The organism is Micromonospora sp. AP08 (genome assembly GCF_008085935.1).
Lineage (GTDB): Bacteria > Actinomycetota > Actinomycetes > Mycobacteriales > Micromonosporaceae > Micromonospora > Micromonospora chersina.
On record NZ_VSEZ01000015.1, the window covers coordinates 62,621 to 85,528 of the forward strand.

Below are 22,908 nucleotides of genomic sequence, written 5' to 3' on the forward strand. Positions count from 1 at the left end.
CTACCGGCGGCCCGTCGTCGACCCGGTCCGCCGGCCGGTGCCCGCTACTTGTCGATGTCGCCGACCACGAAGAACATCGAGCCGAGGATGGCGATCAGGTCCGGCACGAGGCAGCCGGGGAGCAGGGTCGCCAGCGCCTGCACGTTCGCGTACGAGGCGGTGCGCAGCTTGAGCCGCCACGGGGTCTTCTCGCCCCGGGACACCAGGTAGTAGCCGTTGATGCCGAGCGGGTTCTCGGTCCAGGCGTAGGTGTGCCCCTCGGGCGCCTTGACCACCTTGGGCAGCCGGGTGTTCACCGGCCCGCTGAGCCGGTCCACCCGGTCCAGGCACTGCTCGGCGAGGTCGAGCGAGGCGTACACCTGGTCGAGCAGCACCTCGAAACGGGCGTGGCAGTCCCCGGCGGTCCTGGTGACCACCGGCACGTCGAGCTGGTCGTACGCCAGGTAGGGCTCGTCCCGGCGCAGGTCCAGGTCGAGCCCGGAGGCCCGGGCGACCGGCCCCGAGGCGCCGAACGCGGCGGCGTCGGCGGCCGACAGCACGCCGACCCCGACGGTGCGGGCCAGGAAGATCTCGTTGCGCCGGATCAGGTTGTCCAGGTCGGGCATGCGCCGGCGGACCTCGCCGATCGCCGCCCGGGCCCGCCCGGTCCAGCCGGCCGGCACCTCCTCCTTGAGCCCGCCCACCCGGTTGAACATGTAGTGGATCCGGCCGCCGGAGACCTCCTCCATGACCGCCTGGATGGTCTCGCGCTCGCGGAACGCGTAGAACACCGGCGTGATGGCGCCGATCTCCAGCGGGTAGGAGCCGAGGAACATGAGGTGGTTGAGCACCCGGTTCAGCTCGGCGAGCGCCATCCGCAGCCAGACCGCGCGCTCCGGCACCTCCATGCCCATGAGCCGTTCCACGGCGAGCACCACGCCCAGCTCGTTGGAGAAGGCGGAGAGCCAGTCGTGCCGGTTGGCCAGCACGATGATCTGCCGGTAGTCGCGGACCTCGAACAGCTTCTCCGCGCCCCGGTGCATGTAGCCGACGATCGGCTCGGCGGAGACCACCCGCTCGCCGTCGAGCACCAGCTTGAGCCGGAGCACGCCGTGCGTCGACGGGTGCTGGGGGCCGATGTTGAGCACCATGTCGGTGCCGAGCTGCTCCCCGCCGGCCCCGGTGCCGACGGTCAGTTCGCGGAGGTCGCCGGCGTCGGTGGTCATGTCCGTCATCGTGCCATGAGCGGATCGAAGGCGACGCCGACCGGTTGCAGCAGCCACCAGTGCCCGCCGAGGCCGGCCGGGTCGGTCAGCTCGGCCACCGCCGACGCGGCGGCCAGCGCCCGCAGGTAGCCGGCCGGGTCCCGGGAGGCCAGGCTCAGCGGCGGTCGCCCGCCGTCGGCCCCGAGCGCCCGCAGCCCCTCCCGCTGGGAGACCAGGGTGTACGCACACCGCGCGACCCGCTCACCGGCAGAGGCGACCGAGTCCATGGCCACGTGCGCCGTCACGTCACACGACCCGTCCGGCACCGGCGAAACCTGACGCCCACCCCGATACCCGGTAAAGCTCCCGCCGAGCGGCCGATCCTCCCGCAGGTGCCCGTAGTCCACGGCCAGGGCAAGCCCACGGTCGAGGTGCCCCACGGCGTCGGCCCACGCCTCATCCCGGCTCCCCCCGATCTCGCCCCGCCCCTCCACCCCGTTGATCAAGAGGTTTGCGTCTGACTCCGGGCCCATCTCCGACGCAAACTCCTTGATCAACGAAGCGTCGGGGGCGGGGGAGGGCCACCACTGGTTCAGCCAGGTGGCGTCCTCGGGCGTGACCGGGTTGCCCGTCGACTCCTCGCCCGTCGCCGGGTTGACCAGCAGGTAGCGCCAGCCCTCGGGGGTGTGCACCGCGACGTCCAGCGGGACGTTGTCGAGCCACTCGGTGGCCACCAGCAGGCCCGTGACGCCCTGCGGGATCTCGTCCACCCACTCGATCTCTGGCGGCAGGTCGTCCGGCCGGGGTGCCTTCTCAACCGCGACGAGGCGTACCCGCCCGGCCAGCGGAGCCCCCACGGCAACCGACAACGACCGCAACAGCTCCCCCCGGCCGGCGCCGACGTCCACCACGTCGAGCCGAGCGGGATGGCCGAGGGCAGCATCGAGGGAAGACAGCAGGCGGAGGAGACAGGAGGCGAAGACCGGAGAGGCGTGGACGCTCGTGCGGAAGTGGGCGGCCGGCCCCGGGCCGGAGACGAAGAAGCCCTCCGGACCGTAGAGGGCCGTCGCCATCGCCTCGCGCCAGCGGAGCGGACGTTCAGGAGGCGTCACCGTGCCGACCCTACGCTGGCGCCGCCACGAGGTGGGCCGGCGTACCAGAAGGGGCCGTTCGGCGCCGCCGGAGCGGCCCCATCGCGCCGTCGGTGAAGGTTTTCACACATGCTTGTTTCGGCTCCGTGGCCCCGGCGCATACTTGCGATCGACCGGTACCCCCTTCGAGGACTGGATCGATTGCCATGAGCGCACCGCTGCGTTCGCGTCCCGCCGCCCCGCACCGGGCCGCCGACGCCCCGCTCGTCTTCCCCCGCACCCTCACGGTCGGCGTGATCGGCGCCGGCCGGGTCGGCACCGTGCTCGGCGCGGCCCTCGCGGCCGCCGGCCACCGGGTGGTCGCCGCCGCCGGCACCTCCGGTGCGGCCAGGGCCCGGATGGCGCTGCTGCTGCCGCAGACCCCGACCCGCTCCGCCGCGGCCGTGGCGCGCGCCGCCACCGACCTGCTCATCGTGGCGGTCCCCGACGACGCCCTCGCCGGCGTGGTCGCCGGGCTGGCCGAGGCCGGCGCGCTGCGCCCCGGCCAGGTGATCGCGCACACCTCCGGCGCGCACGGGCTGGCCGTCCTCGCCCCGGCGGCCGCCGCCGGCGCCCGGCCGCTCGCGCTGCACCCGGCCATGACCTTCACCGGTACGCCGGACGACCTGACCCGCCTCGCCGGCATCTCCTACGGGGTGACCGCCCCGGCCGAGCTGCGCGCCTTCGCCGCGCGGCTGGTGGCCGACCTGGGCGGCGTGCCGGAGTGGGTGGCGGAGGGCGACCGGCCGCTCTACCACGCGGCGCTGGCGCACGGCGCGAACCACCTGGTGACGCTGGTCAACGAGGCCGCCGACCGGCTGCGTGACGCCGGGGTGGACCGGCCGGAGAAGGTGCTCGCCCCGCTGCTGCGGGCCGCCCTGGAGAACGCGCTGCGGCTCGGCGACGACGCGCTCACCGGCCCGGTGTCGCGGGGCGACGCGGGCACCGTACGCCGGCACCTGGAGCGCCTGGCGGCGACCGCGCCGGAATCAGTGCCCCCCTACCTGGCGTTGGCACGACGGACGGCGGACCGCGCGATCGCGGCCGGACGGCTGCGGCCGGCCGACGCGGCGCCGCTGCTGGACGTGCTGGACGGGATGGAGGTATGGGCGTGAGGGCGAGGAGTGAGCCGGTTTTGCGAGCCCCGCAGTCCCGAACTGAGGAGGCGCTGTGACGGAGCTGGTGCACACCCGCAAGGAGCTCGCGGCGGCCCGGGACGCGCTGACCGGCACGGTCGGCGTGGTGATGACCATGGGCGCGCTGCACTCGGGGCACGAGACCCTGCTGCGGGCGGCCCGGGAGCGGGCGGACCACGTCCTCGTGACGATCTTCGTGAACCCGCTCCAGTTCGGCCCGAACGAGGACTTCGACCGCTACCCGCGCACCCTCGACGCCGACCTGGAGATCTGCCGGCGGGCCGGCGCGGACGTGGTGTTCGCCCCCGCCGTGGCGGACATGTACCCGGAGGGCCAGCCGACCGTGCGGCTGAACCCGGGCCCGCTCGGCGAGGACCTGGAGGGGCTGAGCCGCCCCGGCTTCTTCCACGGGGTGCTCACCGTGGTCATGAAGCTGCTCCAGCTCACCCGCCCCGACCTGGCCTTCTTTGGCGAGAAGGACTACCAGCAGCTCACCCTGGTCCGGCGGATGGTCCGCGACCTGGACGTGCCGACGGAGATCGTCGGGGTGCCGACCGTACGCGAACCGGACGGCCTGGCCCTGTCCAGCCGTAACCGCTACCTGTCGGCCGACGAGCGGGCGGCCGCGCTGAGCCTGTCCGCCGCGCTGCGGGCCGGCGCCGAGGCCGCCGAGCGGGGCGCGGACGCCGGCGCGGTGCTGGCCGCCGCCCACCGGGGCTTCGACTCGGGTACGTCCGGTGCCCGCCTCGACTACCTGGTGCTCACCGACGCCGACCTGGAGCCCGGCCCGGTCTCCGGCGCGGCGCGGCTGCTGATCGCCGCCTGGGTCGGGGCCACCCGCCTCATCGACAACGCGGCGATCCACCTCGCCCCGCGTTCCTGACCCCACCACATCCCTTCGGAAAGGCACCCCGATGCTCCGGACCATGCTCAAGTCGAAGATCCACCGGGCCACGGTGACCCAGGCCGACCTGCACTACGTCGGCTCGGTGACCGTGGACGAGGATCTGCTCGACGCCGCCGACCTCATCCCCGGCGAGCAGGTCGCGATCGTCGACATCACCAACGGCGCCCGGCTGGAGACGTACGTGATCCCGGGGCGGCGGGGCAGCGGCGTGATCGGCATCAACGGCGCCGCGGCGCACCTCGTGCACCCCGGTGACCTGGTCATCCTCATCTCGTACGGTCAGATGGACGACGCCGAGGCGCGCGCGTACCAGCCGCGGGTGGTGCACGTCGACGCCGACAACAAGGTCGTCGACCTCAGCGCCGACCCGACGACGGCCGCCCCCGGCACCGCCGGTGACCCCGTGCCCAACCCGCTGGCCGCCGCCCTCAACTGATCTCGGGCCGCACGCACGGTCTGTCACCGGAAGGTCATTTCCGGCTACCCTGGTCGGACCGTCGGGATCGACGGTCGTCGGGCTGGGGGAGGCGCGATGGGCGGTGCGATGCGGGGCCTCGCCGCCGCGTTGGTCGCGGTCCTGGCGCTGGCCGGGTGTGCCTCGTCGGGCGGGCTGGACGGGGATCTCACCGACGACTGGGGCGCCCTGCCGCCGGCCGGCCCGTTCACTCCGGCGGCCGGGGTGTGCCAGGTCGCCGACTTCACCCCCACCGTGGGCCTGTCCGGCTACGACCCGGTCGGCTGTGACCTGCCGCACCGGGTGGAGACGGTGCACGTGGGGGCGTTCACCGGCGAGCCGGCGACCCCGCCGGCGCTCGGCTCGGCCGAGCTGCGCACCGCCTTCGCGGAGTGCGACACCCGGGCCGGCGGCTACGTCGGCGACAACTGGCGCGCCGCCCGGCTGCGGCTGGCCGTGGCGCTGCCCACCGGCCCCGGCTGGGCGGCCGGTTCCCGCTGGTACCGCTGCGACCTGACCGAGGTCACCACGGTCGAGGCGGCGGCGACCGTGGTGACCCGGACGGGCAGCCTGCGCGACGCGCTCAAGGGGCCGTCCCCGCTGCGGCTGGGCTGCCAGCGCACCGGCCGGGACGCCCGCCGGGTGCAGACCCTCACCCCGGTCGACTGCCGTGCCGCGCACGACGCCGAGTTCGTGGGGGTGTGGGCGGCGCCGGACCGCCCGTACCCGAAGAAGGCCGCCGACTGGGCGCCCCTCTACACCGGCTGCAACACGGTCCTGGCGAAGTACGCCGGCGTGCCCGACGACCCGACGCTGCGGTTCCGCAGCGGCGTGGTGGTCCGCCCGCCCGGCGTCGGCCGGTGGGTGGTCGGTGACCGGGGCGTGCGCTGCTACCTCTGGCTCAGCGACCGCACGGTGACCGCCTCGCTGAAGGGGGCCGGCCCGGCCGGCCTGCCGGTCCGGACGAGGTAGCCGAAACCACTCGTCCCGCCCCCGCCGCCCGGGGTGAGGGGGCTTCGGGTTGACTGTGCTCATGGACCTTCCGACCGTCGACCTGCCGGCCCTGCCGAGGCTGCTCGCCGCGCCCGCACCCGGCTGGGTGGAGACCACCGACGTGATCGTCGTCGGGTCCGGGGTCGCCGGGCTGACCGCCGCGCTGCACCTGCGCGAGGCGGGGCTGCACGTCACCGTGGTCACCAAGGTCAACATCGACGAGGGCTCGACCCGCTGGGCGCAGGGCGGCATCGCCGCCGTGCTCGACCCGGCGGACACGCCGGCCGCGCACGCGTACGACACCGAGGTGGCCGGCGTGGGCCTCTGCGACCCGGCGGCCGTGCGGGTGCTGGTCGAGGAGGGCCCGACCCGGCTTCGGGAGCTGATGCGGATCGGGGCGGAGTTCGACCGCAACCCGGACGGGTCGCTGATGCTCACCCGGGAGGGCGGCCACCGGACCGACCGGATCGTGCACGCCGGCGGCGACGCCACCGGGGCCGAGGTGCAGCGGGCGCTGCACGCCGCGGTCCGCCGGGACCCGTGGATCCGGCTGGTCGAGCACGCCCTGGTGCTGGACCTGCTGCGCGCCCCCGGCGACGGGCCGGACGGGCTCGGTCCGGCCTGCGGGATCACCCTGCACGTGCTCGGCGAGGGCAGCGAGGACGGCGTCGGTGCCATCCTGGGCCGGGCCGTGGTGCTGGCAACCGGCGGGATGGGGCAGATCTTCGCGGCCACCACCAACCCGGCGGTGTCCACGGGCGACGGGGTGGCGCTCGCGCTGCGCGCCGGCGCCGCGGTCACCGACGTGGAGTTCGTGCAGTTCCACCCCACCGCGCTGATCGTGCCGGCCGGTGAGCCGGGCGCCGGCCTCGCCCAGCAGCCGCTGGTCTCGGAGGCGCTGCGCGGCGAGGGCGCCCACCTGGTCGACGGCGACGGCAAGCGGTTCATGGTGGGCCAGCACGAGCTGGCCGAGCTGGCGCCCCGTGACGTGGTGGCCAAGGGCATCCACCGGGTGCTGCTGGCCACCGGCGCGGACCACGTCTGGCTGGACGCCCGGCACCTGGGCGGCGACTTCCTGGCCCGGCGCTTCCCCACCATCGTGGCCTCCTGCCTGGCCATCGGCGTGGACCCGGCCGCCGACCTGATCCCGGTCGCCCCGGCCGCCCACTACGCCTCCGGCGGCGTCCGGACCGACCTGCGCGGCCGCACCTCCATCCCGGGCCTGTACGCCTGCGGCGAGGTCGCCTGCACCGGCGTGCACGGCGCCAACCGGCTGGCCAGCAACTCTCTGCTGGAGGGGCTGGTCTTCTCCCGCCGGATCGCCGAGGACATCGCCGCCGGGCTGCCCGAGCAGGCGAAGCCCGCGGAGACCGGCGCCTGGGTGGGCGGCCAGGGCTGGCTGGTGCCGGCGGGCGCCACGCCCACCCTCCAGCGGGCCATGACCCGGGGCGCGGGGGTGCTCCGGTCGGCGCCGACCCTCGCCGACACCGCCGCCACCCTCACCGAGCTGGGCCAGGCCCGGGGCGTGCCGCGCACCGCCGACTGGGAGGCGACGAACCTGATCACGGTGGCGTCGACCCTGGTGGCCGCCGCGTACGCCCGCCGGGAGACCCGGGGCTGCCACTGGCGGGAGGACTTCCCGACGGCCGACGAGCGGTGGCGCGGCCACCTCGTGGCCAGCGTCGGGGTGGAGGGTTTCGTGACCGAAGGCTGGGAGGCACAGTGAGGGAGTCGACGGAGCGGGCGCTGCGGGCCGGGGGCCTGGACCCGGAGCGGGTCCGGCGGGTGGTCGTCGACGCGCTCACCGAGGACCTGGGCGCGGACTTCCTCGACGTCACGAGCGTCGCCACCATCCCGGACGTGCAGAACGACACCGCCGACCTGGTCGCCCGCGCCGACGGCGTGGTGGCCGGGCTGCCGGTGGCCGCGGCCGTGTTCGAGCTGGTGGGCGAGGTGACCGGGGCGGACCGTACCGTCGAGGTGTCGCTGGTGGCCCACGACGGGCAGCGGGTGGCGCGCGGCGACGTGCTGGCCACGGTGACCGGCCCGACCCGGCTGCTGCTCACCGCCGAGCGGACGGCGCTCAACCTGCTCTCCCGGATGTCCGGGGTGGCCACCCACACCCGGGCCTGGGCCGACGCGCTGGCCGGCACGAAGGCGATGGTGCTCGACACCCGCAAGACCACCCCCGGCCTGCGGGCCCTGGAGAAGTACGCGGTCCGCGCCGGCGGCGGCACCAACAAGCGGATGGGCCTGCACGACGTCGCCATGATCAAGGACAACCACAAGGTCGCCGCGGGCGGGATCGGGGCGGCCTTCCGCCGGGTCCGGGAGGCGTTCCCGGACGTCCCCGTGCAGGTGGAGGTGGACACCCTGGCCGAGGCGGTGGAGGCGGTCGAGGCCGGCGCCGACTTCCTGCTGCTGGACAACATGACCCCGGCGCAACTGCGCGAGGTGGTCGCCGCGGTGGGCGACCGGGCGGAGCTGGAGGCGACCGGCGGGCTCACCCTGCCGGTGGCCGCCGAGTACGGGGCGACCGGCGTCGACTTCCTCTCCGTCGGCGCGCTGACCCACTCCTCGCCGATCCTGGACATCGCCCTGGATCTGCGCGAGGAATGACATGAGCTGGTCTTCGTTCGCGACTGCGGGGCTCGCAACCCCGGCTCACTCCTCGCGCTTCACCGCCGGCGCGAGCGCCGTCTAGGCTGCCGCTGTGCTGCTCTGCATCGACATCGGGAACACCAACACCGTGCTGGCGACCTTCGACGGCGACAAGCTGGTGCACAACTGGCGGATCAAGACCGACGCCCGGTCCACCGCGGACGAGCTGGGTCTGATGTTCCGGGGCCTGCTCGCCGGTGACGCCGTGGAGATCACTGGGGTGGCCGCCTGTTCGACCGTGCCGGCCGCGCTGCGCTCGCTGCGCACCATGCTGGCCCGCTACTACGCCGACCTGCCCAGCGTGATCGTCGAGCCCGGGGTACGCACCGGCGTGCAGCTCGCCATCGACAATCCGAAGGAGGTGGGCGCGGACCGGGTGGTGAACACGCTGGCCGCGTACACCCTCTACGGCGGGCCGTGCATCGTGGTGGACTTCGGCACCACCACCAACTTCGACGTGATCAGTGGCCGGGGCGAGTTCCTCGGCGGCGCGTTCGCGCCGGGCATCGAGATCTCCTTCGACGCGCTCGCCGCCCGCGCCGCCCAGCTGCGCAAGGTGGAGGCCACCCGGCCCCGCTCGGTGATCGGCAAGAACACCGTCGAGTGCCTCCAGGCCGGCCTCTACTTCGGCTTCGCCGGCCAGGTGGACCGGATCGTCGAGCGGATGACCGAGGAGCTGGGCGAGGTGAAGGCCGTGATCGCCACGGGCGGCCTGGCCTCGCTGGTGCTCAGCGAGTGCCGCACCATCACCCACCACGAGCCGATGATCACCCTGATCGGCCTGCGGATGGTCTACGAGCGCAACACCTGAGCCTCAGCGCCGCCGGGAGCGCAGCACCAGGGTGCGGTAGGGCAGCTCGACCGTGGCCCGGCCGGCCAGGTCGGGGTGGGTGGCGAAGAGTTCGCGCAGCTCACCGTCGATCCGCTCCTGCTCGGCCGGCGTGGCGGTCAGCCAGTACGAGCGGGTGTGCAGCATGCCGACCACCTCGTCCGGGGTCAGCGTGGTCGTGTGGGCGAACTCGCCCACCTCGACCGGGGTGAAGGCGGGCCCGAAGTCGGCGTACTTCTCGGTCACGTCGCCGGCGTTGTAGCCGAGGTGGGCGATCCGGGTCAGCTCCGCCACCCAGGTCACCCGCTCGTCCCGGACGTTCCAGATCGGCGCGAACGTGCCGCCCGGCCGCAGCACGCGGGCGATCTCGGCGTGCGCGGGCTCCTTGTCGAACCAGTGGTAGGCCTGTCCGACCAGCACGGCGTCGGCCGACCCGTCCGGCAGCGGCACCGCCTCGGCGCTGCCGGCCAGGGCCGTCGTGCCCGGGGTGGCGGCCGCCAGTTGCGCCCGCATCCCCGGATCGGGCTCCACGGGTACGACTTGCGACAACTCCAGCTCGGCGCGTCTGGCGCCGCGCCGCGACCTGGAGCCGTCGTCAGCTCCCAGCGCGAGCACCCCGCGGGTGAGGATGCCGGTGCCCGCGCCGAGGTCCACCACCCGGGCCGGGACTTCCAGCCCGTCCAGCGCCCAGCGCAGCGCCTCCTGCGGATAGCGGGGGCGGAACCGGTCGTAGTCGGCGGCGGCGGCGCCGAAGGAGAGTGCCTGAGTGGGGTCGGTCATGGCGGGCAGGTTATCCCGTAACGACCCGGCGGGCCCTTGAGTACGCTCGGGGCCTGACCCCGCCCGAATTCTCCGTCTGAGGAAGCGTGCCGTGACCGAGCAGAACGCCCTGCCAGTAGACCCCGCCGACGACCTTCCGGAGCAGATGAAGGTCCGCCGGGAGAAGCGGGACCGGATGCTCGCCGAGGGCGTCGAGCCGTACCCGGTCGGCTTCCCGCGGACCACCACCCTGGCGAAGATCCGCGAGCGGTACGCCGACCTGCCCACCGACACGGCCACCGGCGACCGGGTCTCGGTCACCGGCCGGGTGATCTTCGTGCGCAACACCGGCAAGCTCTGCTTCGCCACCCTGCGGGACGGCGACGGCACCGAACTCCAGGCGATGCTCTCCCTGGACCGGGTCGGCGCCGAGCGGCTGGACGACTGGAAGCGCCTGGTCGACCTGGGCGACCACGTCGGGGTGACCGGCGAGGTGATCACCAGCCGGCGCGGCGAGTTGTCGGTGCTGGTCGAGGAGTGGGCGGTCACGGCCAAGGCGCTGCGCCCGCTGCCGGTGGCGCACAAGCCGCTGAGCGAGGAGGCCCGGGTCCGCCAGCGCTACGTGGACCTGGTGGTCCGCCCGCAGGCCCGGCAGATGGTCCGCACCCGGGCCGCCGCGGTGCGCAGCCTCCGGGACACCCTGCACGCGCAGGACTTCATCGAGGTCGAGACCCCGATGCTCCAGTTGCTGCACGGTGGCGCGGCGGCGCGCCCATTCGTGACCCACAGCAATGCGTTGAACACCGATCTGTATCTGCGAATCGCGCCGGAACTGTTTCTCAAGCGCGCGGTCGTCGGTGGCGTCGACCGGGTCTTCGAGATCAACCGCAACTTCCGTAATGAGGGCATCGACTCCTCGCACTCGCCCGAGTTCGCGATGCTCGAGACCTACCAGGCGTACGGCGACTACAACACCATGGCGGAGCTGACCCGAAATCTGGTGCAGCAGGCCGCTCTGGCGGTCGCCGGCTCGACGGTGGTCACCCACGCCGACGGCCGCGAGTTCGATCTGGGCGGCGAGTGGCGCTCGGTGTCGCTGTTCGGTGTTCTTTCCGAAGCGCTCGGTGAGGAGGTCACCGTCCGCACCGAAAGGTCACGCCTGGTCGAGTACGCGGACAAGGTCGGCCTCTCGGTCGACCCGAAGTGGGGCCCGGGCAAGCTGGCCGAGGAGTTGTTCGAGGAGTTGGTGGTCCCGTCGCTCCAGGCGCCCACCTTCGTCTGCGACTACCCGGAGGAGACCAGCCCGCTGACCCGGGCGCACCGCAGCGAGCCGGGCCTGGCCGAGAAGTGGGACCTCTACGTGCTCGGTTTCGAGCTGGGCACCGCGTACTCCGAGCTGGTCGACCCGGTGGTGCAGCGGGAGCGGCTGGTGGCCCAGGCGCAGCTCGCGGCCCGCGGCGACGACGAGGCCATGCGACTGGACGAGGACTTTCTCCGGGCGATGGAGTACGGAATGCCGCCGGCCGGTGGTATGGGAATGGGAATCGACCGGCTCTTGATGGCGCTGACCGGCCTGGGAATTCGGGAAACCATCCTGTTCCCGTTGGTCCGGCCCGAGTAGCACAGAAGCTTCTCCGGGTCGTTACCGCATCCTATTGACGGAGCAAGCAGCGGGCGGGTTATCGTTCTCCTGTATTACCGGGGCACAACCCTGCTCGAAAGGAATGTGGGACGTGGCCAAGCAGATCATTCACAAGCTGGTCGATGACCTGGACGGCGGGGACGCTGACGAGACCGTCAAGTTCGCGCTCGACGGTGTGCAGTACGAGATCGACCTCTCCGCTTCCAACGCTGAAAAATTGCGGGACGTATTCGCGCAGTACATCGCGCACGGGACGAAGGTCGGCCGCGGCGGGGTGGTCGTGGGTGGCCGGGCCGCGCGGGGTCGTGGCGGCGCGACCGCCGACCGTGAGCAGAACAAGGCCATCCGGGCCTGGGCCAAGAAGGCCGGCAAGGACATCTCCGACCGGGGGCGCATCCCGCAGGAGATCGTGGACGAGTACCACGCGAAGGCGGGGCACTGACCCGACGACCCCAGCAGCGGGCGACACGACGCCGGACCGGAGTACCACTCCGGGCCGGCGTCGCCGTTTCCGCCCGACTGCGCCGTCTGTCCGGTCCGCGCCAGCCCCGCCCAGGGGCATGCCGGACCCGGGAAGAAACCGGCCCCCGGGGGAGTTGTCCACAGGCGGTGGAGATGCTGTCCACAGGTTGTGGAAGACCGCGGCCGGGCGCCGACGCCCCCGCACGAGCCCCTCGACCGGGCTTTTCCACCGGCGGTCGAATTTCGCTCTGCGCGTACAGGCTGGGGTACCGGAACACCTCCTGAGCGCGGACGGTTGTCAGAAACGACGCGTGAACGGCCATTCGCGGGGACACACGACCTCAGCGGAGTCGGTCCGCGGCGATAGAGTAAGGAGGCACGGACGCCCGTCCCGGACGTCCGCGCACCGGCCCCGCCGAGATCTGACCATCAAGGCGCACGGCACGTGAGGAGCACGAGGGCATGTTCGAGCGGTTCACCGACCGAGCGCGACGGGTTGTCGTCCTGGCCCAGGAAGAGGCCCGGATGCTCAACCACAACTACATCGGTACGGAGCACATCCTGCTGGGCCTGATCCACGAGGGTGAGGGTGTCGCGGCAAAGGCCCTGGAGAGCCTCGGCATCTCCCTCGAGGGCGTCCGTCAGCAGGTCGAGGAGATCATCGGCCAGGGCCAGCAGGCGCCGAGCGGGCACATCCCGTTCACGCCGCGGGCCAAGAAGGTGCTGGAGCTGTCGCTGCGCGAGGCGCTGCAGCTCGGCCACAACTACATCGGCACGGAGCACATCCTGCTCGGCCTGATCCGTGAGGGCGAGGGCGTCGCCGCCCAGGTGCTGGTCAAGCTCGGCGCCGACCTCAACCGGGTCCGCCAGCAGGTGATCCAGCTGCTCTCCGGCTACCAGGGCAAGGAGCCGGCCGCGGCCGGCGCCGCGCCGGGCGAGGCCGCGCCGTCGACCAGCCTCGTGCTAGACCAGTTCGGCCGGAACCTGACCCAGGCCGCCCGCGAGGGCAAGCTCGACCCGGTCATCGGGCGCGAGAAGGAGATCGAGCGGGTCATGCAGGTGCTGTCCCGCCGCACCAAGAACAACCCGGTCCTGATCGGTGAGCCCGGCGTCGGCAAGACCGCCGTGGTGGAGGGGCTGTCCCAGAAGATCATCAAGGGCGAGGTGCCCGAGACGCTGAAGGACAAGCAGCTCTACACCCTCGACCTCGGTGCCCTGGTCGCCGGCTCCCGCTACCGCGGTGACTTCGAGGAGCGCCTCAAGAAGGTGCTCAAGGAGATCCGCACCCGCGGCGACATCATCCTGTTCATCGACGAGATCCACACCCTCGTGGGTGCGGGTGCCGCCGAGGGCGCGATCGACGCCGCCAGCATCCTCAAGCCGATGCTGGCCCGTGGCGAGCTGCAGACCATCGGCGCCACCACCCTCGACGAGTACCGCAAGCACCTGGAGAAGGACGCCGCTCTCGAGCGCCGCTTCCAGCCGATCCAGGTGGGTGAGCCGTCGCTGGCCCACACCATCGAGATCCTCAAGGGCCTGCGGGACCGCTACGAGGCGCACCACCGGGTCAGCATCACCGACGCGGCTCTCGTCGCGGCGGCCACCCTGGCCGACCGCTACATCTCCGACCGCTTCCTGCCGGACAAGGCGATCGACCTGATCGACGAGGCCGGCGCCCGGATGCGCATCCGCCGGATGACCGCGCCGCCAGACCTGCGCGACTTCGACGAGCGGATCGCCCAGGTCCGCCGCGACAAGGAGTCCGCGATCGACGCGCAGGACTTCGAGCGGGCCGCGCAGCTCCGTGACAAGGAGAAGCAGCTCCTCGGGCAGAAGGCCCAGCGGGAGAAGGAGTGGAAGGCCGGTGACCTGGACGTCGTCAGCGAGGTCGACGACGAGCAGATCGCCGAGGTGCTCGGCAACTGGACCGGCATCCCGGTCTACAAGCTGACCGAGGAGGAGACCTCGCGCCTGCTGCGCATGGAGGACGAGCTGCACAAGCGCGTCATCGGCCAGGAGGACGCGGTCAAGGCGGTCTCGAAGGCGATCCGGCGCACCCGGGCCGGCCTGAAGGACCCGAAGCGCCCGTCCGGCTCGTTCATCTTCGCCGGCCCGTCCGGCGTCGGTAAGACCGAGCTCTCCAAGGCGCTCGCCGAGTTCCTGTTCGGCAGCGAGGACGCCCTCATCCAGCTGGACATGTCCGAGTTCCACGACCGGTACACGGTGTCCCGGCTGGTGGGTGCCCCTCCCGGCTACGTCGGCTACGACGAGGGCGGGCAGCTGACCGAGAAGGTGCGTCGCCGGCCGTTCTCGGTGGTCCTCTTCGACGAGATCGAGAAGGCCCACCCGGACGTGTTCAACACGCTCCTCCAGATCCTGGAGGACGGGCGGCTCACCGACGGCCAGGGTCGGATCGTGGACTTCAAGAACACGGTCATCATCCTGACCACCAACCTCGGCACGCGGGACGTCGCCAAGGCGGTGTCGCTGGGCTTCCAGGCCTCTGAGGATTCCGAGTCCAACTACGACCGGATGAAGCAGAAGGTCAACGACGAGCTCAAGCAGCACTTCCGGCCCGAGTTCCTGAACCGGATCGACGACACCATCGTCTTCCACCAGCTGCGCGAGAACGAGATCCTCTCGATCGTGGACATCATGATCGCCCGGATCGAGACGCAGCTGAGGAACAAGGACATGGGCCTGGAGCTGACCGACAACGCCAAGAAGTACCTGGCGAAGAAGGGCTTCGACCCGGTGCTGGGCGCGCGGCCGCTGCGTCGCACGATCCAGCGCGACATCGAGGACAACCTGTCCGAGCGGATCCTCTTCAACGAGCTGACCCCGGGTCAGATCGTGGTGGTGGACTGCGAGGGCGACCCCGACAACATCGACAAGTCCAAGCTCGTCTTCCGGGGCGCCGACCGGCCGGTGGCCGTGCCGGACGCGGTCCCGGCGGACCTCGGCGGCACCGCCGCCACGGGCGCGGACGACGCCGCGTGAGTTCGGGCAACTGATCGAGGGCGACGGCCCCGGCAGGCGAAAGCCGCCGGGGCCGTCGCCTTTTTCCGGCCCGGACGTCGGGTGGGTCAGGGGCGGGGGAGCGGGACCGGCGGGCCGTCCCCGACCAGCCGGAAGGACTCCTCGCCGACCGGCTCGACCAGGCCGTCGGTGACCAGGCCGGCGAGGGCCCGGGCCCGCTGCACGTCGTCGTGCCAGACCTGGTCCAGCCGCTGATGCGGCACCGGCCCGGGAGCGTCCCGCAGCACGGCGAGGAGCAGGCCGCGCACCTGGCGGTCGGTGCCGGCGTAGCGCTGGGGACGGCGGGTCGGCCCGGCCGGGGCCGGCTGGCCGGTGGCGCGCCAGGCGCAGACCGACTCGACCGGGCACACCGCGCAGCGCGGGGCGCGGGCGGTGCACACCACCGCCCCGAGTTCCATGAACGCCGCGCTGGCCAGCGCCGCCGCGGCCGGCTCGAGGGGCAGCAGTTCCTCGGTGGCGACCAGGTCGGCGGGGCGGGTGGCCGGACCGGCGTCGGGCTCGCCGGCGATCGCCCGGCACACCACCCGTCGCACGTTGGTGTCCACCACCGGGTGTCGCTGCCCGTACGCGAAGGCCGCGACCGCCCGGGCCGTGTACGTGCCGACGCCGGGCAGCGCCAGCAGGTGGTCGAGCCGGTCCGGCACCTCGCCGCCGTGCCGTTCCACGATGGCGACCGCGCAGTCACGCAGGCGTACGGCGCGGCGGGGATAGCCGAGGCGGCCCCACATCCGGATCGCCTCGGCCGGGCTGTCCCTGGCCAGCGCGGCCGGGGTCGGCCAGCGGGTCAGCCACGCCTCCCAGGCGGGCAGCACCCGGACCACCGGCGTCTGCTGGAGCATGACCTCGCTGACCAGGATCGCCCAGGCACCGACGCCGGGCTCGCGCCAGGGCAGGTCGCGGGCGTTCTGCTCGTACCAGCGGCTGACCAGGGTGGCGAAGGTGGGCTCAGTCATGGCGCCGCCGATGATGTCACGGGCCGCTTTCCCGCAGGTTGGGCGGGGCGGGCGGGCCGTCGCGGCGGACCGGCGGTGACCGGGCAGAATGTCCGGATGAACGAGCTCGCGATCACCGTCATCGGCCGGGACCGGCCGGGCATCGTGGCCGACGTCGCCGAGGTCCTCGCGCGGCTCGGCGCGAACCTCACCGACTCGACGATGACCCGGTTGCGGGGACACTTCGCGATGACCCTGATCTGCGTGGGCCCGGCCGCCGCCGACGTCGAGGCCGCCCTGGCCCCGCTCGCCGCCGAGGGCCAGCTGCTGGCCACCGTACGCGCGGTCACCCCCGACGGGCAGACCGAGCCCACGGGCGAGCCGTACGTGATGGCGGTGCACGGCGCGGACCGGATGGGCATCGTGGCGGCCATGACCCGGGTGCTGACCGACGCGGGCGGCAACGTGACCGACCTGAGCACCCGGCTGACCGGCTCCCTCTACGTGGTGGTCGCCGAGGTCGACCTGCCGCCGGGCAGCGCCGACGAGGTGGCCGGCCGGCTCGCCCGCACCGCCGCGGAGCTGGGCGTGGGGGTCAGCCTCCGCCCCGCGGACACGGACCTGCTGTGACGGCGGAGGAGTACGCCGGCCTGGGCGGCTGGACCCCGGAGAAGCTCGGCCTCGCCGGCGAGGTACGCACTGTGGTCGCCGCCCCTGATCCGGTGCTCAGCCGGCCCGGGCCGGCGGTCGACCCGACCTCGGCCGAGGTGGTGCGGCTCGCCGCCGACCTGGTCGCCACGATGCGGGTGTCGCCGGGCTGCGTGGGCCTGGCCGCGCCGCAGGTCGGGGTGAGCGCCCAGGTGTTCGCCGTGGACGTGACCGGCCACCCGAAGGCGGTCACCGTGCACGGCACCTTCGTGCTCTGCAACGCCACCGTGGTGGAGGCGAGCCGCTGGAAGGCCGGGCGGGAGGGCTGCATGTCGGTGCCCGACCTGACCGGCGACGTGAAGCGCGCCAGCCGCCTGGTGGTCGAGGGCGTGCTGCCGGGCAGCGGCGACCCGGTGCGGCTGGTCACCGACGGGTTCGAGGCGCGGGCCCTCCAGCACGAGATCGACCACTGCGCCGGCCTGCTCTTCCTCGACCGGGTCGCCGGGGCGCACGCCGTCTACCAGCGCAAGGTCTACCTCTGAGCCGCCGTGTTCGGCATCCACTGTGGAGTGTCGGTGGGGCCGGGCGAAGGGTCACCGGCGCGTCGCGCCAGCGGGCCGGGCGTCGCGCCGCTACGGTGAACGCATCATGCGTCTGACGGTCGGCCCTCTGTCTCCCACCGTGTACTGGCGGCGTCGAGCCGTCGTACTCGGCGCCGTGCTGCTCTTCGTGATCGTCCTGCTGTATTCCTGCTCTGGGACCGACCAGAACACCGGTGGGTCCGGCGGCGGCGTGTCACCGAGCAACACGGCGGCTCCGGGGCCGACCGGCTCGCTGCTGACCCCGCAGTCCACCAGCCCGTCGCCCAGCGCGAGCGACTCGGGCGGCGGCAGCGGGACGGGCGACGGCAGCGGGACGAACAACGGCGGCGGCACGAACGGCGGCGGCACGGGGACGAACAACGGCGGCGGCACCGGCACGAACGACGGTGGCGCGCCGGCCGCCCCGGTGGCCGACGACGGCACCTGCGCCGACTCGGAGATCCGGGTGACCCCGGTGGCGGTGCCTGCCACCGCCCAGCGCGGCACGGTCGTCACCCTGCGCCTCAAAATCAAGAACATCTCCGACCGCACCTGCAGCCGGGACGTGGGCGCCGACCTCCAGGAGCTCTACGTGAAGGCCGGCGCGAACCGGATCTGGTCCTCGGACACCTGTGGCACCGGCAAGGGCTCGGACGTGCAGTCGTTCACGCCGAACTTCGAGCGCTCCTACGAGCTCGGCTGGAACGGCAAGCTGGACAGCAGCTGCGCCAACGGGGTGGCCAACGGCCAGTTCGCCCCGATCGGCACGTACCAGGTCTTCGCCCGGGTGGGCACCAAGCTCAGCGAGCCGGTGAAGCTGACCATCACCGGCTGACGCCGGTCAGACGTAGCGCTCCAGGATGGACGCCTCGGCGAGGCGGGACAGCCCCTCGCGGACGCCCCGGGCGCGGGCGTCGCCCACCCCCTCGACCGCCTGGAGGTCCTCCACCGTGGCGCCGAGCAGCCGCTGGAGGCTGCCGAAGTGCACCACCAGCCGGTCGACCACGGCCGCGGGGAGCCGGGGCACCTTGGCCAGCAGGCGGAAGCCGCGCGGGCTCACCGCGGCGTCGAGCGCGTCGGAGGCCGACGGGTAGCCGATCGCCTTGGCCACCGCGACCAGGTCGATCAGCTCGGTGGCGCTGAGCAGGTCGAGCTCGACCAGGGCCTCGTCGAGGGTGCGCGACTTCCGGCCGACCGGCAGGTAGTCCCGGATGACCAGGGTGCGGTCGGCGTCCACGCCGGCCATCAGCTCGTCGAGCTGAAGGGCGAGGAGCCGGCCGTCGGTGCCCAGCTCGACCACGTAGCCGGCGATCTCGTCGGCGATGCGGCGGACCATCTCCAGCCGCTGCACCACGGCCACCGCGTCGCGGACGGTGACCAGGTCCTCGATCTCCAGGGCGGACAGCGTGCCGGAGACCTCGTCCAGCCGGAGCTTGTAGCGTTCGAGGGTGGCCAGCGCCTGGTTGGCCCGGGAGAGGATCGCCGCCGAGTCGTCCAGCACGTGCCGCTGGCCGTTGACGTAGAGGCTGATGATCCGCATGGACTGGCTGACCGAGATCACCGGGTAGCCGGTCTGCCGGGCCACCCGCTCGGCGGTGCGGTGCCGGGTGCCGGACTCCTCGGTGGGGATCGACGGGTCGGGCATGAGGTGCACGGCGGCCCGGACGATGCGGGTGCCGTCGCTGGAGAGCACCACGGCCCCGTCCATCTTGCACAGCTCGCGGACCCGGGTCGCGGAGAACTCGACGTCGAGCGGGAAGCCGCCGGTGCAGATCTGCTCGACGACCTTGTCGTAGCCGAGCACGATGAGCGCGCCGGTGCGGCCGCGGAGGATCCGCTCCAGGCCGTCGCGGAGCGCGGTGCCCGGCGCCATGAGGGCGAGGTTGGCCCGCAGCGGGTCGCCGCCGGCCCCGCCGACGTTTCCGGTGACGCTCACGCTGATGGCACGGGCGGGGGAGCCCACGGCGCCGGTGCGGGCGTGCGGCGTCGCCGCGGCGGGCTTGGTGGCATCGCGGTCGATCGGCACGGGCACAGTCTACGGACTGCCGTGCGGTGGGTGCTCTCGTGGTTACTGTGATGTGTCACGATGTCCGGCTCCCCCGGTCGCCGACCCGCTGCGCCGGCTGCCCGAAATCGCCCGCCCGGTCCCACCGCACGCCTACGGACCGTCACTCGGCCGACGCGCGCGCGGCAGCCTGGAGGGCCGCACGGACGTCGGTGACCTCCGTCACCCGCATGTTCTCCGGGGCCACCACCCCGCTGCTGCCCGGGCCGCAGCCGGGCGGCACGAGGGCGAACCGGAAGCCGAGCCGGGCCGCCTCGGCCAGCCGGCGGGGCACCGCCCCGACCCGGCGGACCTCGCCGGTGAGCCCCACCTCGCCGATGGCCACCAGGTGCGGGTTGAGGGCCAGGTTGAGCCCGCCCGAGGCGACCGCCAGCGCCACGGCCAGGTCGGCCGCCGGCTCGACCACCCGGATGCCGCCCACCGTGGCGGCGAAGACCTCGCGGTCGTGCAGGGTGAGCCGCTCGGTGCGGCGTTGGAGCACCGCGAGCACCATGGCCAGCCGGGCGCCGTCCAGCCCGGAGACGGTGCGCCGGGGGGAGCCGGCGACCGTGGCGCCGATCAGCGCCTGCACCTCGGTGACCAGGGCACGCCGCCCCTCCATGGCCACCGTCACGCAGGTGCCCGGCACCGGCTCGGAGTAGCGGGTCAGGAACAGGCCGGACGGGTCGGCCAGGCTGCTGATGCCGCCCTCGTGCATCTCGAAGCAGCCCACCTCGTCGGCCGCGCCGAACCGGTTCTTCACCCCCCGGACCATGCGCAGCGAGGAATGCTTGTCGCCCTCGAAGTGCAGCACCACGTCGACCAGGTGCTCCAGCACCCGGGGGCCGGCGACCTGCCCGTCCTTGGTGACGTGCCCGACCAGCACGGTGGCGATGCCGCGTTCCTTGGCGACCGCGACCAGGGCCGCGGTGACCGCCCGGACCTGGGTCACCCCGCCCGGCACGCCCTCGGTGCCCGTGGTGGAGATGGTCTGCACCGAGTCGAGCACCAGCAGACCCGGCTTGACCGCGTCGAGGTGCCCGAGCACCGCCGACAGGTCGCTCTCGGCGGCCAGGTAGAGCTGCTCGTGCAGGGTGCCCATCCGCTCGGCGCGCAGCCGCACCTGGCTGACCGACTCCTCGCCGCTGACCACCAGCGACGGGCTGCCCGCGTTGGTCGCCCACTGCTGGGCGACGTCGAGCAGCAGGGTGGACTTGCCGACCCCGGGCTCGCCGGCGAGCAGCACCACCGCGCCCGGGACCAGGCCGCCGCCGAGCACCCGGTCGAGCTCGCTGACCCCGGTGGCGCGGGCCCGGGCGGGCGCGGCGCTGATGGTGGCGATCGGGCGGGCCGGCTCGGCGGGCATCCGGGAGCTGACCACCCGGCCGGACACCAGCGGGCCGGTCACCGTGCACTCGACCACGGAGCCCCACTCGCCGCACTCCGGGCAGCGCCCCACCCACTTGGGGGGCTGGTGGCCGCAGGCGTCGCACTCGTAGGCCGGGCGCGGCTCCTTGGCGGTGGTGCGGCCGCGGCCGGCGGTGGCGCGGGGGGAGGTCGATCGGGGCGTGCTCACCCCAGGACGCTAACCGGACGGTACGACGAAAGCCCACCCGGAAACGGCGACACCGCCGGGCGTGGCGCTGGCCACACCGGCGGTGCCGTCGAAGCTGGGTCGGGCGTCAGCTGTGGTTGCCGCCCTCGGTGCCGCCCTCGATGAGGCCGCCCGGGTGGCCGGCGCCGCCCTCCTCCTCGCGGGGCTGCACCACCGGCGAGGGCGGTGCGGCCGGGGTCAGCGGGACGCCGACCGCCGCGCCGGTCTTGATGACCTTGCCGCCGCCGAAGTCGAAGGTCAGGTTGACCGGCTGACCGACGCGCAGGCTCTGGTTCAGGCCGACGAGCTGGAGGAATCGCGGGCTGCTGCCGGTCAGCTGGACGTAGCTGTTGGCCGGGATCTCGATCCGGGCCGGCTGGCCGGCCGGCGCCGACTCGCTGGCCGACGGCGACGGGTTCGCCGAGGCGGATCCGCTGGCCGAGGCGGAGCCGCTCGCCGACGGGGACTCGCTGGTGCCGACCGACTGGCTGGGCGAGGCGCTCGGGTCGGTCGCCGTGGGCGACGCGGACGCCGGCTCGGTCGGCGAGCCGGTCGGGGTGGCCGCCTCGCTGCCCGCCCCGGCGCCGCTGAGCACGATCTCCCGGGCGCCGTCGGTGGTGACCGTCACGGTCACCGGCTGCTCGCTGTCGTTGTAGATGACCACGTTCAGCCGCGCGTTGGCGCCGGACTTGTAACCCTCCGGGCCGGGGAACTCCACGTAGAGGCCGCGCACCTTGTAGAGGTTGTCGGGGGTCTGGACGTTGACGCCCTGCACCGACGGGATCTTGTTGGCGGTCTCGGCCACCTGGCCGGCGCCACACCCGGACAGCAGCAGGCTCGTCGCCGCCGCCGTGCCGGCCAGCAGCAGGGCCGCCCGCCCGGAACCCCTGATCGAGCGCGTCACGTCGGTCCTCCTCGTCACGATCCCCACCCGGCGGGACGCCGGACACGGGGTGGCCATACCCGCGCAGACCGCGCTCCAGGGTAGTTGGAGGTGATCGAGGCCCGCACGCCGACCCGGTAATGCCACCTTCGTGGGGAACCGTCAGACCACCCGGCCGCTCGCCACCAGCAGCACCACATCGATGAGGGCCACCACCAGCACCGCCCGGAAGGCGGCGACCTGCCGGACGCCGGCCCCGGCCGCGGTGCGTCCGGCGTACCAACCGAGGGCCGGCACGCCGACGGCGGCGGCGACCGCCGACAGCCCGGCCCACGACGGCGGCCCGGGCGGCCCCAGGACCAGCGCGACGGTGGCCGCGAGGAGCAGCCCGGCGGCGGCCGCCCGGCTGCCCGCCGACCCCAGCCGGTGGGGCAGCCCGCGCACCCCGGTCCGCGCGTCGTCGGCCAGGTCGGGCAGCACGTTGGCGAAGTGCGCCCCGGCGCCCAGCAGCGCGGCGGCCGCGACCAGCCAGACCGGGGGCGCGGGCGCACCGGGCAGGGCCAGCACCACGAAGGCGGGCAGCGCGCCGAACGAGACGGCGTACGGCAGCACCGAGACCGGAGTCGACTTCAGCGGCCAGTTGTAGAGCAGTGCCGAGACCAGGCCCAGGGTGGCGCAGAGCGCCGCCGCCGGGCCGGTGGCCAGCGCCAGCAGCGGGGTGGCGACGGCGGCCGGCACGGTGGCGCGGGCCAGCGCCCGCCGGGAGACCGCGCCGGTGGTCACCGGTTTGTCGGTACGCCCCACCGTGGCGTCCCGGTCGGCGTCGATCAGGTCGTTGCTCCAGCCCACGGCGAGCTGGCTGGCCAGCACCGTGAGCGCGACGGCGGTGATCCCGGCCGGGTCGTGCCCGGCGCCCCGGGCGAGCAGCGCGGCCACCACGGTCACCGCGGCGGCCGGTTCCGGGTGGCTCGCCCTGACCAGCCCTAACACCGACATCGACATAAGGGAAGTCTGGTCGTTACCGGGGAGT

At 73.5% G+C, this 22,908-nt stretch carries 21 protein-coding genes; 13 read left to right on the plus strand and 8 right to left on the minus strand.

What is annotated here, in order from left to right:
- Positions 1-44: 44 nt before the first annotated feature.
- Positions 45-1,214, minus strand: a complete 1,170-nt coding sequence (locus FXF50_RS23020) for an NADH-quinone oxidoreductase subunit D (protein ID WP_187399777.1) — start codon at positions 1,212-1,214, stop codon at positions 45-47.
- The gene (locus tag FXF50_RS23025) at positions 1,211-2,257 is read right to left on the minus strand and encodes an SAM-dependent methyltransferase (protein WP_148431012.1); all 1,047 of its coding nucleotides are present in this window, start codon (positions 2,255-2,257) and stop codon (positions 1,211-1,213) included. The genes FXF50_RS23020 and FXF50_RS23025 overlap by 4 nt, the downstream gene beginning before the upstream one ends.
- Positions 2,258-2,481: 224 nt before the next feature.
- On the opposite strand from FXF50_RS23025, the gene FXF50_RS23030 reads away from it, so the two are divergent.
- The 7 genes from FXF50_RS23030 to FXF50_RS23060 all read left to right on the plus strand — a co-directional run bounded on the left by FXF50_RS23030 (position 2,482) and on the right by FXF50_RS23060 (position 9,276).
- Positions 2,482-3,429 carry a Rossmann-like and DUF2520 domain-containing protein gene (locus FXF50_RS23030; protein ID WP_148430953.1) on the plus strand — a complete coding sequence of 316 codons (948 nt, stop codon included), beginning with the start codon at positions 2,482-2,484 and terminating at the stop codon, positions 3,427-3,429.
- A gap of 55 nt (positions 3,430-3,484) precedes the next feature.
- Entirely contained in the window at positions 3,485-4,333 is an 849-nt protein-coding gene (panC, locus tag FXF50_RS23035; protein ID WP_148430954.1) for a pantoate--beta-alanine ligase, read from the plus strand.
- A gap of 31 nt (positions 4,334-4,364) precedes the next feature.
- Positions 4,365-4,793: an aspartate 1-decarboxylase gene (gene panD / locus FXF50_RS23040; protein ID WP_148430955.1), complete on the plus strand. Its 429-nt coding sequence runs from the start codon at positions 4,365-4,367 to the stop codon at positions 4,791-4,793.
- Positions 4,794-4,889: 96 nt separating this feature from the next.
- Positions 4,890-5,783, plus strand: coding sequence for a septum formation family protein (locus tag FXF50_RS23045; protein ID WP_148430956.1), 894 nt, complete (start codon positions 4,890-4,892; stop codon positions 5,781-5,783).
- A 61-nt stretch (positions 5,784-5,844) separates the two neighbouring features.
- Complete coding sequence (locus FXF50_RS23050; protein ID WP_148430957.1) at positions 5,845-7,530, plus strand: L-aspartate oxidase; 1,686 nt, start codon at positions 5,845-5,847, stop codon at positions 7,528-7,530.
- A complete protein-coding gene (gene nadC, locus FXF50_RS23055; RefSeq protein ID WP_148430958.1) occupies positions 7,527-8,423 on the plus strand; it encodes a carboxylating nicotinate-nucleotide diphosphorylase in 897 nt (298 codons plus the stop codon). Before FXF50_RS23050 ends, nadC begins: the two co-directional genes overlap by 4 nt.
- Positions 8,424-8,517: 94 nt before the next feature.
- Positions 8,518-9,276 carry a type III pantothenate kinase gene (locus FXF50_RS23060; protein ID WP_091317088.1) on the plus strand — a complete coding sequence of 253 codons (759 nt, stop codon included), beginning with the start codon at positions 8,518-8,520 and terminating at the stop codon, positions 9,274-9,276.
- Between the two features lie 3 nt (positions 9,277-9,279).
- On the opposite strand, the gene FXF50_RS23065 is transcribed toward FXF50_RS23060, so the two are convergent.
- Complete coding sequence (locus FXF50_RS23065; RefSeq protein ID WP_148430959.1) at positions 9,280-10,074, minus strand: class I SAM-dependent methyltransferase; 795 nt, start codon at positions 10,072-10,074, stop codon at positions 9,280-9,282.
- A gap of 91 nt (positions 10,075-10,165) precedes the next feature.
- Between FXF50_RS23065 and lysS the strand changes: the two genes are divergently transcribed.
- From lysS to FXF50_RS23080, 3 genes are all read left to right on the plus strand, one after another.
- A complete protein-coding gene (lysS, locus tag FXF50_RS23070) occupies positions 10,166-11,674 on the plus strand; it encodes a lysine--tRNA ligase (protein ID WP_148430960.1) in 1,509 nt (502 codons plus the stop codon).
- Positions 11,675-11,786: 112 nt separating this feature from the next.
- On the plus strand, positions 11,787-12,137 hold the full coding sequence (locus tag FXF50_RS23075; protein ID WP_091267630.1) for an Lsr2 family protein: 351 nt from the start codon (positions 11,787-11,789) through the stop codon (positions 12,135-12,137).
- Positions 12,138-12,619: 482 nt separating this feature from the next.
- A complete protein-coding gene (locus FXF50_RS23080) occupies positions 12,620-15,157 on the plus strand; it encodes an ATP-dependent Clp protease ATP-binding subunit (protein ID WP_107078339.1) in 2,538 nt (845 codons plus the stop codon).
- 86 nt (positions 15,158-15,243) lie between these two features.
- Here FXF50_RS23080 and FXF50_RS23085 read toward each other — a convergent pair whose 3' ends face one another.
- Positions 15,244-16,149, minus strand: coding sequence for an A/G-specific adenine glycosylase (locus tag FXF50_RS23085; RefSeq protein ID WP_148430961.1), 906 nt, complete (start codon positions 16,147-16,149; stop codon positions 15,244-15,246).
- A gap of 96 nt (positions 16,150-16,245) precedes the next feature.
- Here FXF50_RS23085 and FXF50_RS23090 point away from each other — a divergent pair, with 96 nt between their 5' ends.
- The 3 genes from FXF50_RS23090 (at position 16,246) to FXF50_RS23100 (ending at position 18,192) form a co-directional block, all read left to right on the plus strand.
- A complete protein-coding gene (locus tag FXF50_RS23090) occupies positions 16,246-16,758 on the plus strand; it encodes a glycine cleavage system protein R (RefSeq protein WP_148430962.1) in 513 nt (170 codons plus the stop codon).
- Positions 16,755-17,318 carry a peptide deformylase gene (locus FXF50_RS23095; RefSeq protein ID WP_148430963.1) on the plus strand — a complete coding sequence of 188 codons (564 nt, stop codon included), beginning with the start codon at positions 16,755-16,757 and terminating at the stop codon, positions 17,316-17,318. The genes FXF50_RS23090 and FXF50_RS23095 overlap by 4 nt, the downstream gene beginning before the upstream one ends.
- A 106-nt stretch (positions 17,319-17,424) precedes the next feature.
- Positions 17,425-18,192 carry a hypothetical protein gene (locus FXF50_RS23100; RefSeq protein ID WP_148430964.1) on the plus strand — a complete coding sequence of 256 codons (768 nt, stop codon included), beginning with the start codon at positions 17,425-17,427 and terminating at the stop codon, positions 18,190-18,192.
- 6 nt (positions 18,193-18,198) lie between these two features.
- Here the strand turns inward: FXF50_RS23100 and disA are convergent, their stop codons facing one another.
- The 4 genes from disA to FXF50_RS23120 all read right to left on the minus strand — a co-directional run bounded on the left by disA (position 18,199) and on the right by FXF50_RS23120 (position 22,880).
- Positions 18,199-19,383, minus strand: a complete 1,185-nt coding sequence (gene disA / locus FXF50_RS23105) for a DNA integrity scanning diadenylate cyclase DisA (protein WP_091322179.1) — start codon at positions 19,381-19,383, stop codon at positions 18,199-18,201.
- A 142-nt stretch (positions 19,384-19,525) separates the two neighbouring features.
- On the minus strand, positions 19,526-20,977 hold the full coding sequence (gene radA / locus FXF50_RS23110; protein WP_148430965.1) for a DNA repair protein RadA: 1,452 nt from the start codon (positions 20,975-20,977) through the stop codon (positions 19,526-19,528).
- A 106-nt stretch (positions 20,978-21,083) separates the two neighbouring features.
- Positions 21,084-21,899, minus strand: a complete 816-nt coding sequence (locus FXF50_RS23115; protein ID WP_148430966.1) for a hypothetical protein — start codon at positions 21,897-21,899, stop codon at positions 21,084-21,086.
- A 141-nt stretch (positions 21,900-22,040) separates the two neighbouring features.
- A complete protein-coding gene (locus FXF50_RS23120; protein WP_148430967.1) occupies positions 22,041-22,880 on the minus strand; it encodes a UbiA family prenyltransferase in 840 nt (279 codons plus the stop codon).
- Between the last annotated feature and the right edge of the window lie 28 nt (positions 22,881-22,908).

Excerpts from the sequence above, each read along its gene's own strand:
- FXF50_RS23020 (WP_187399777.1), bottom strand. The coding sequence starts at position 1,214 with ATGACGGACATGACCACCGACGCCGGCGACCTCCGCGAACTGACCGTC.
- FXF50_RS23025 (WP_148431012.1), bottom strand. The coding sequence starts at position 2,257 with ATGGCGACGGCCCTCTACGGTCCGGAGGGCTTCTTCGTCTCCGGCCCG.
- FXF50_RS23030 (WP_148430953.1), top strand. The coding sequence starts at position 2,482 with ATGAGCGCACCGCTGCGTTCGCGTCCCGCCGCCCCGCACCGGGCCGCC.
- panD (WP_148430955.1), top strand. The coding sequence starts at position 4,365 with ATGCTCCGGACCATGCTCAAGTCGAAGATCCACCGGGCCACGGTGACC.
- FXF50_RS23045 (WP_148430956.1), top strand. The coding sequence starts at position 4,890 with ATGGGCGGTGCGATGCGGGGCCTCGCCGCCGCGTTGGTCGCGGTCCTG.
- FXF50_RS23050 (WP_148430957.1), top strand. The coding sequence starts at position 5,845 with ATGGACCTTCCGACCGTCGACCTGCCGGCCCTGCCGAGGCTGCTCGCC.
- FXF50_RS23065 (WP_148430959.1), bottom strand. The coding sequence starts at position 10,074 with ATGACCGACCCCACTCAGGCACTCTCCTTCGGCGCCGCCGCCGCCGAC.
- FXF50_RS23080 (WP_107078339.1), top strand. The coding sequence starts at position 12,620 with ATGTTCGAGCGGTTCACCGACCGAGCGCGACGGGTTGTCGTCCTGGCC.
- FXF50_RS23085 (WP_148430961.1), bottom strand. The coding sequence starts at position 16,149 with ATGACTGAGCCCACCTTCGCCACCCTGGTCAGCCGCTGGTACGAGCAG.
- FXF50_RS23090 (WP_148430962.1), top strand. The coding sequence starts at position 16,246 with ATGAACGAGCTCGCGATCACCGTCATCGGCCGGGACCGGCCGGGCATC.
- FXF50_RS23100 (WP_148430964.1), top strand. The coding sequence starts at position 17,425 with ATGCGTCTGACGGTCGGCCCTCTGTCTCCCACCGTGTACTGGCGGCGT.
- FXF50_RS23120 (WP_148430967.1), bottom strand. The coding sequence starts at position 22,880 with ATGTCGATGTCGGTGTTAGGGCTGGTCAGGGCGAGCCACCCGGAACCG.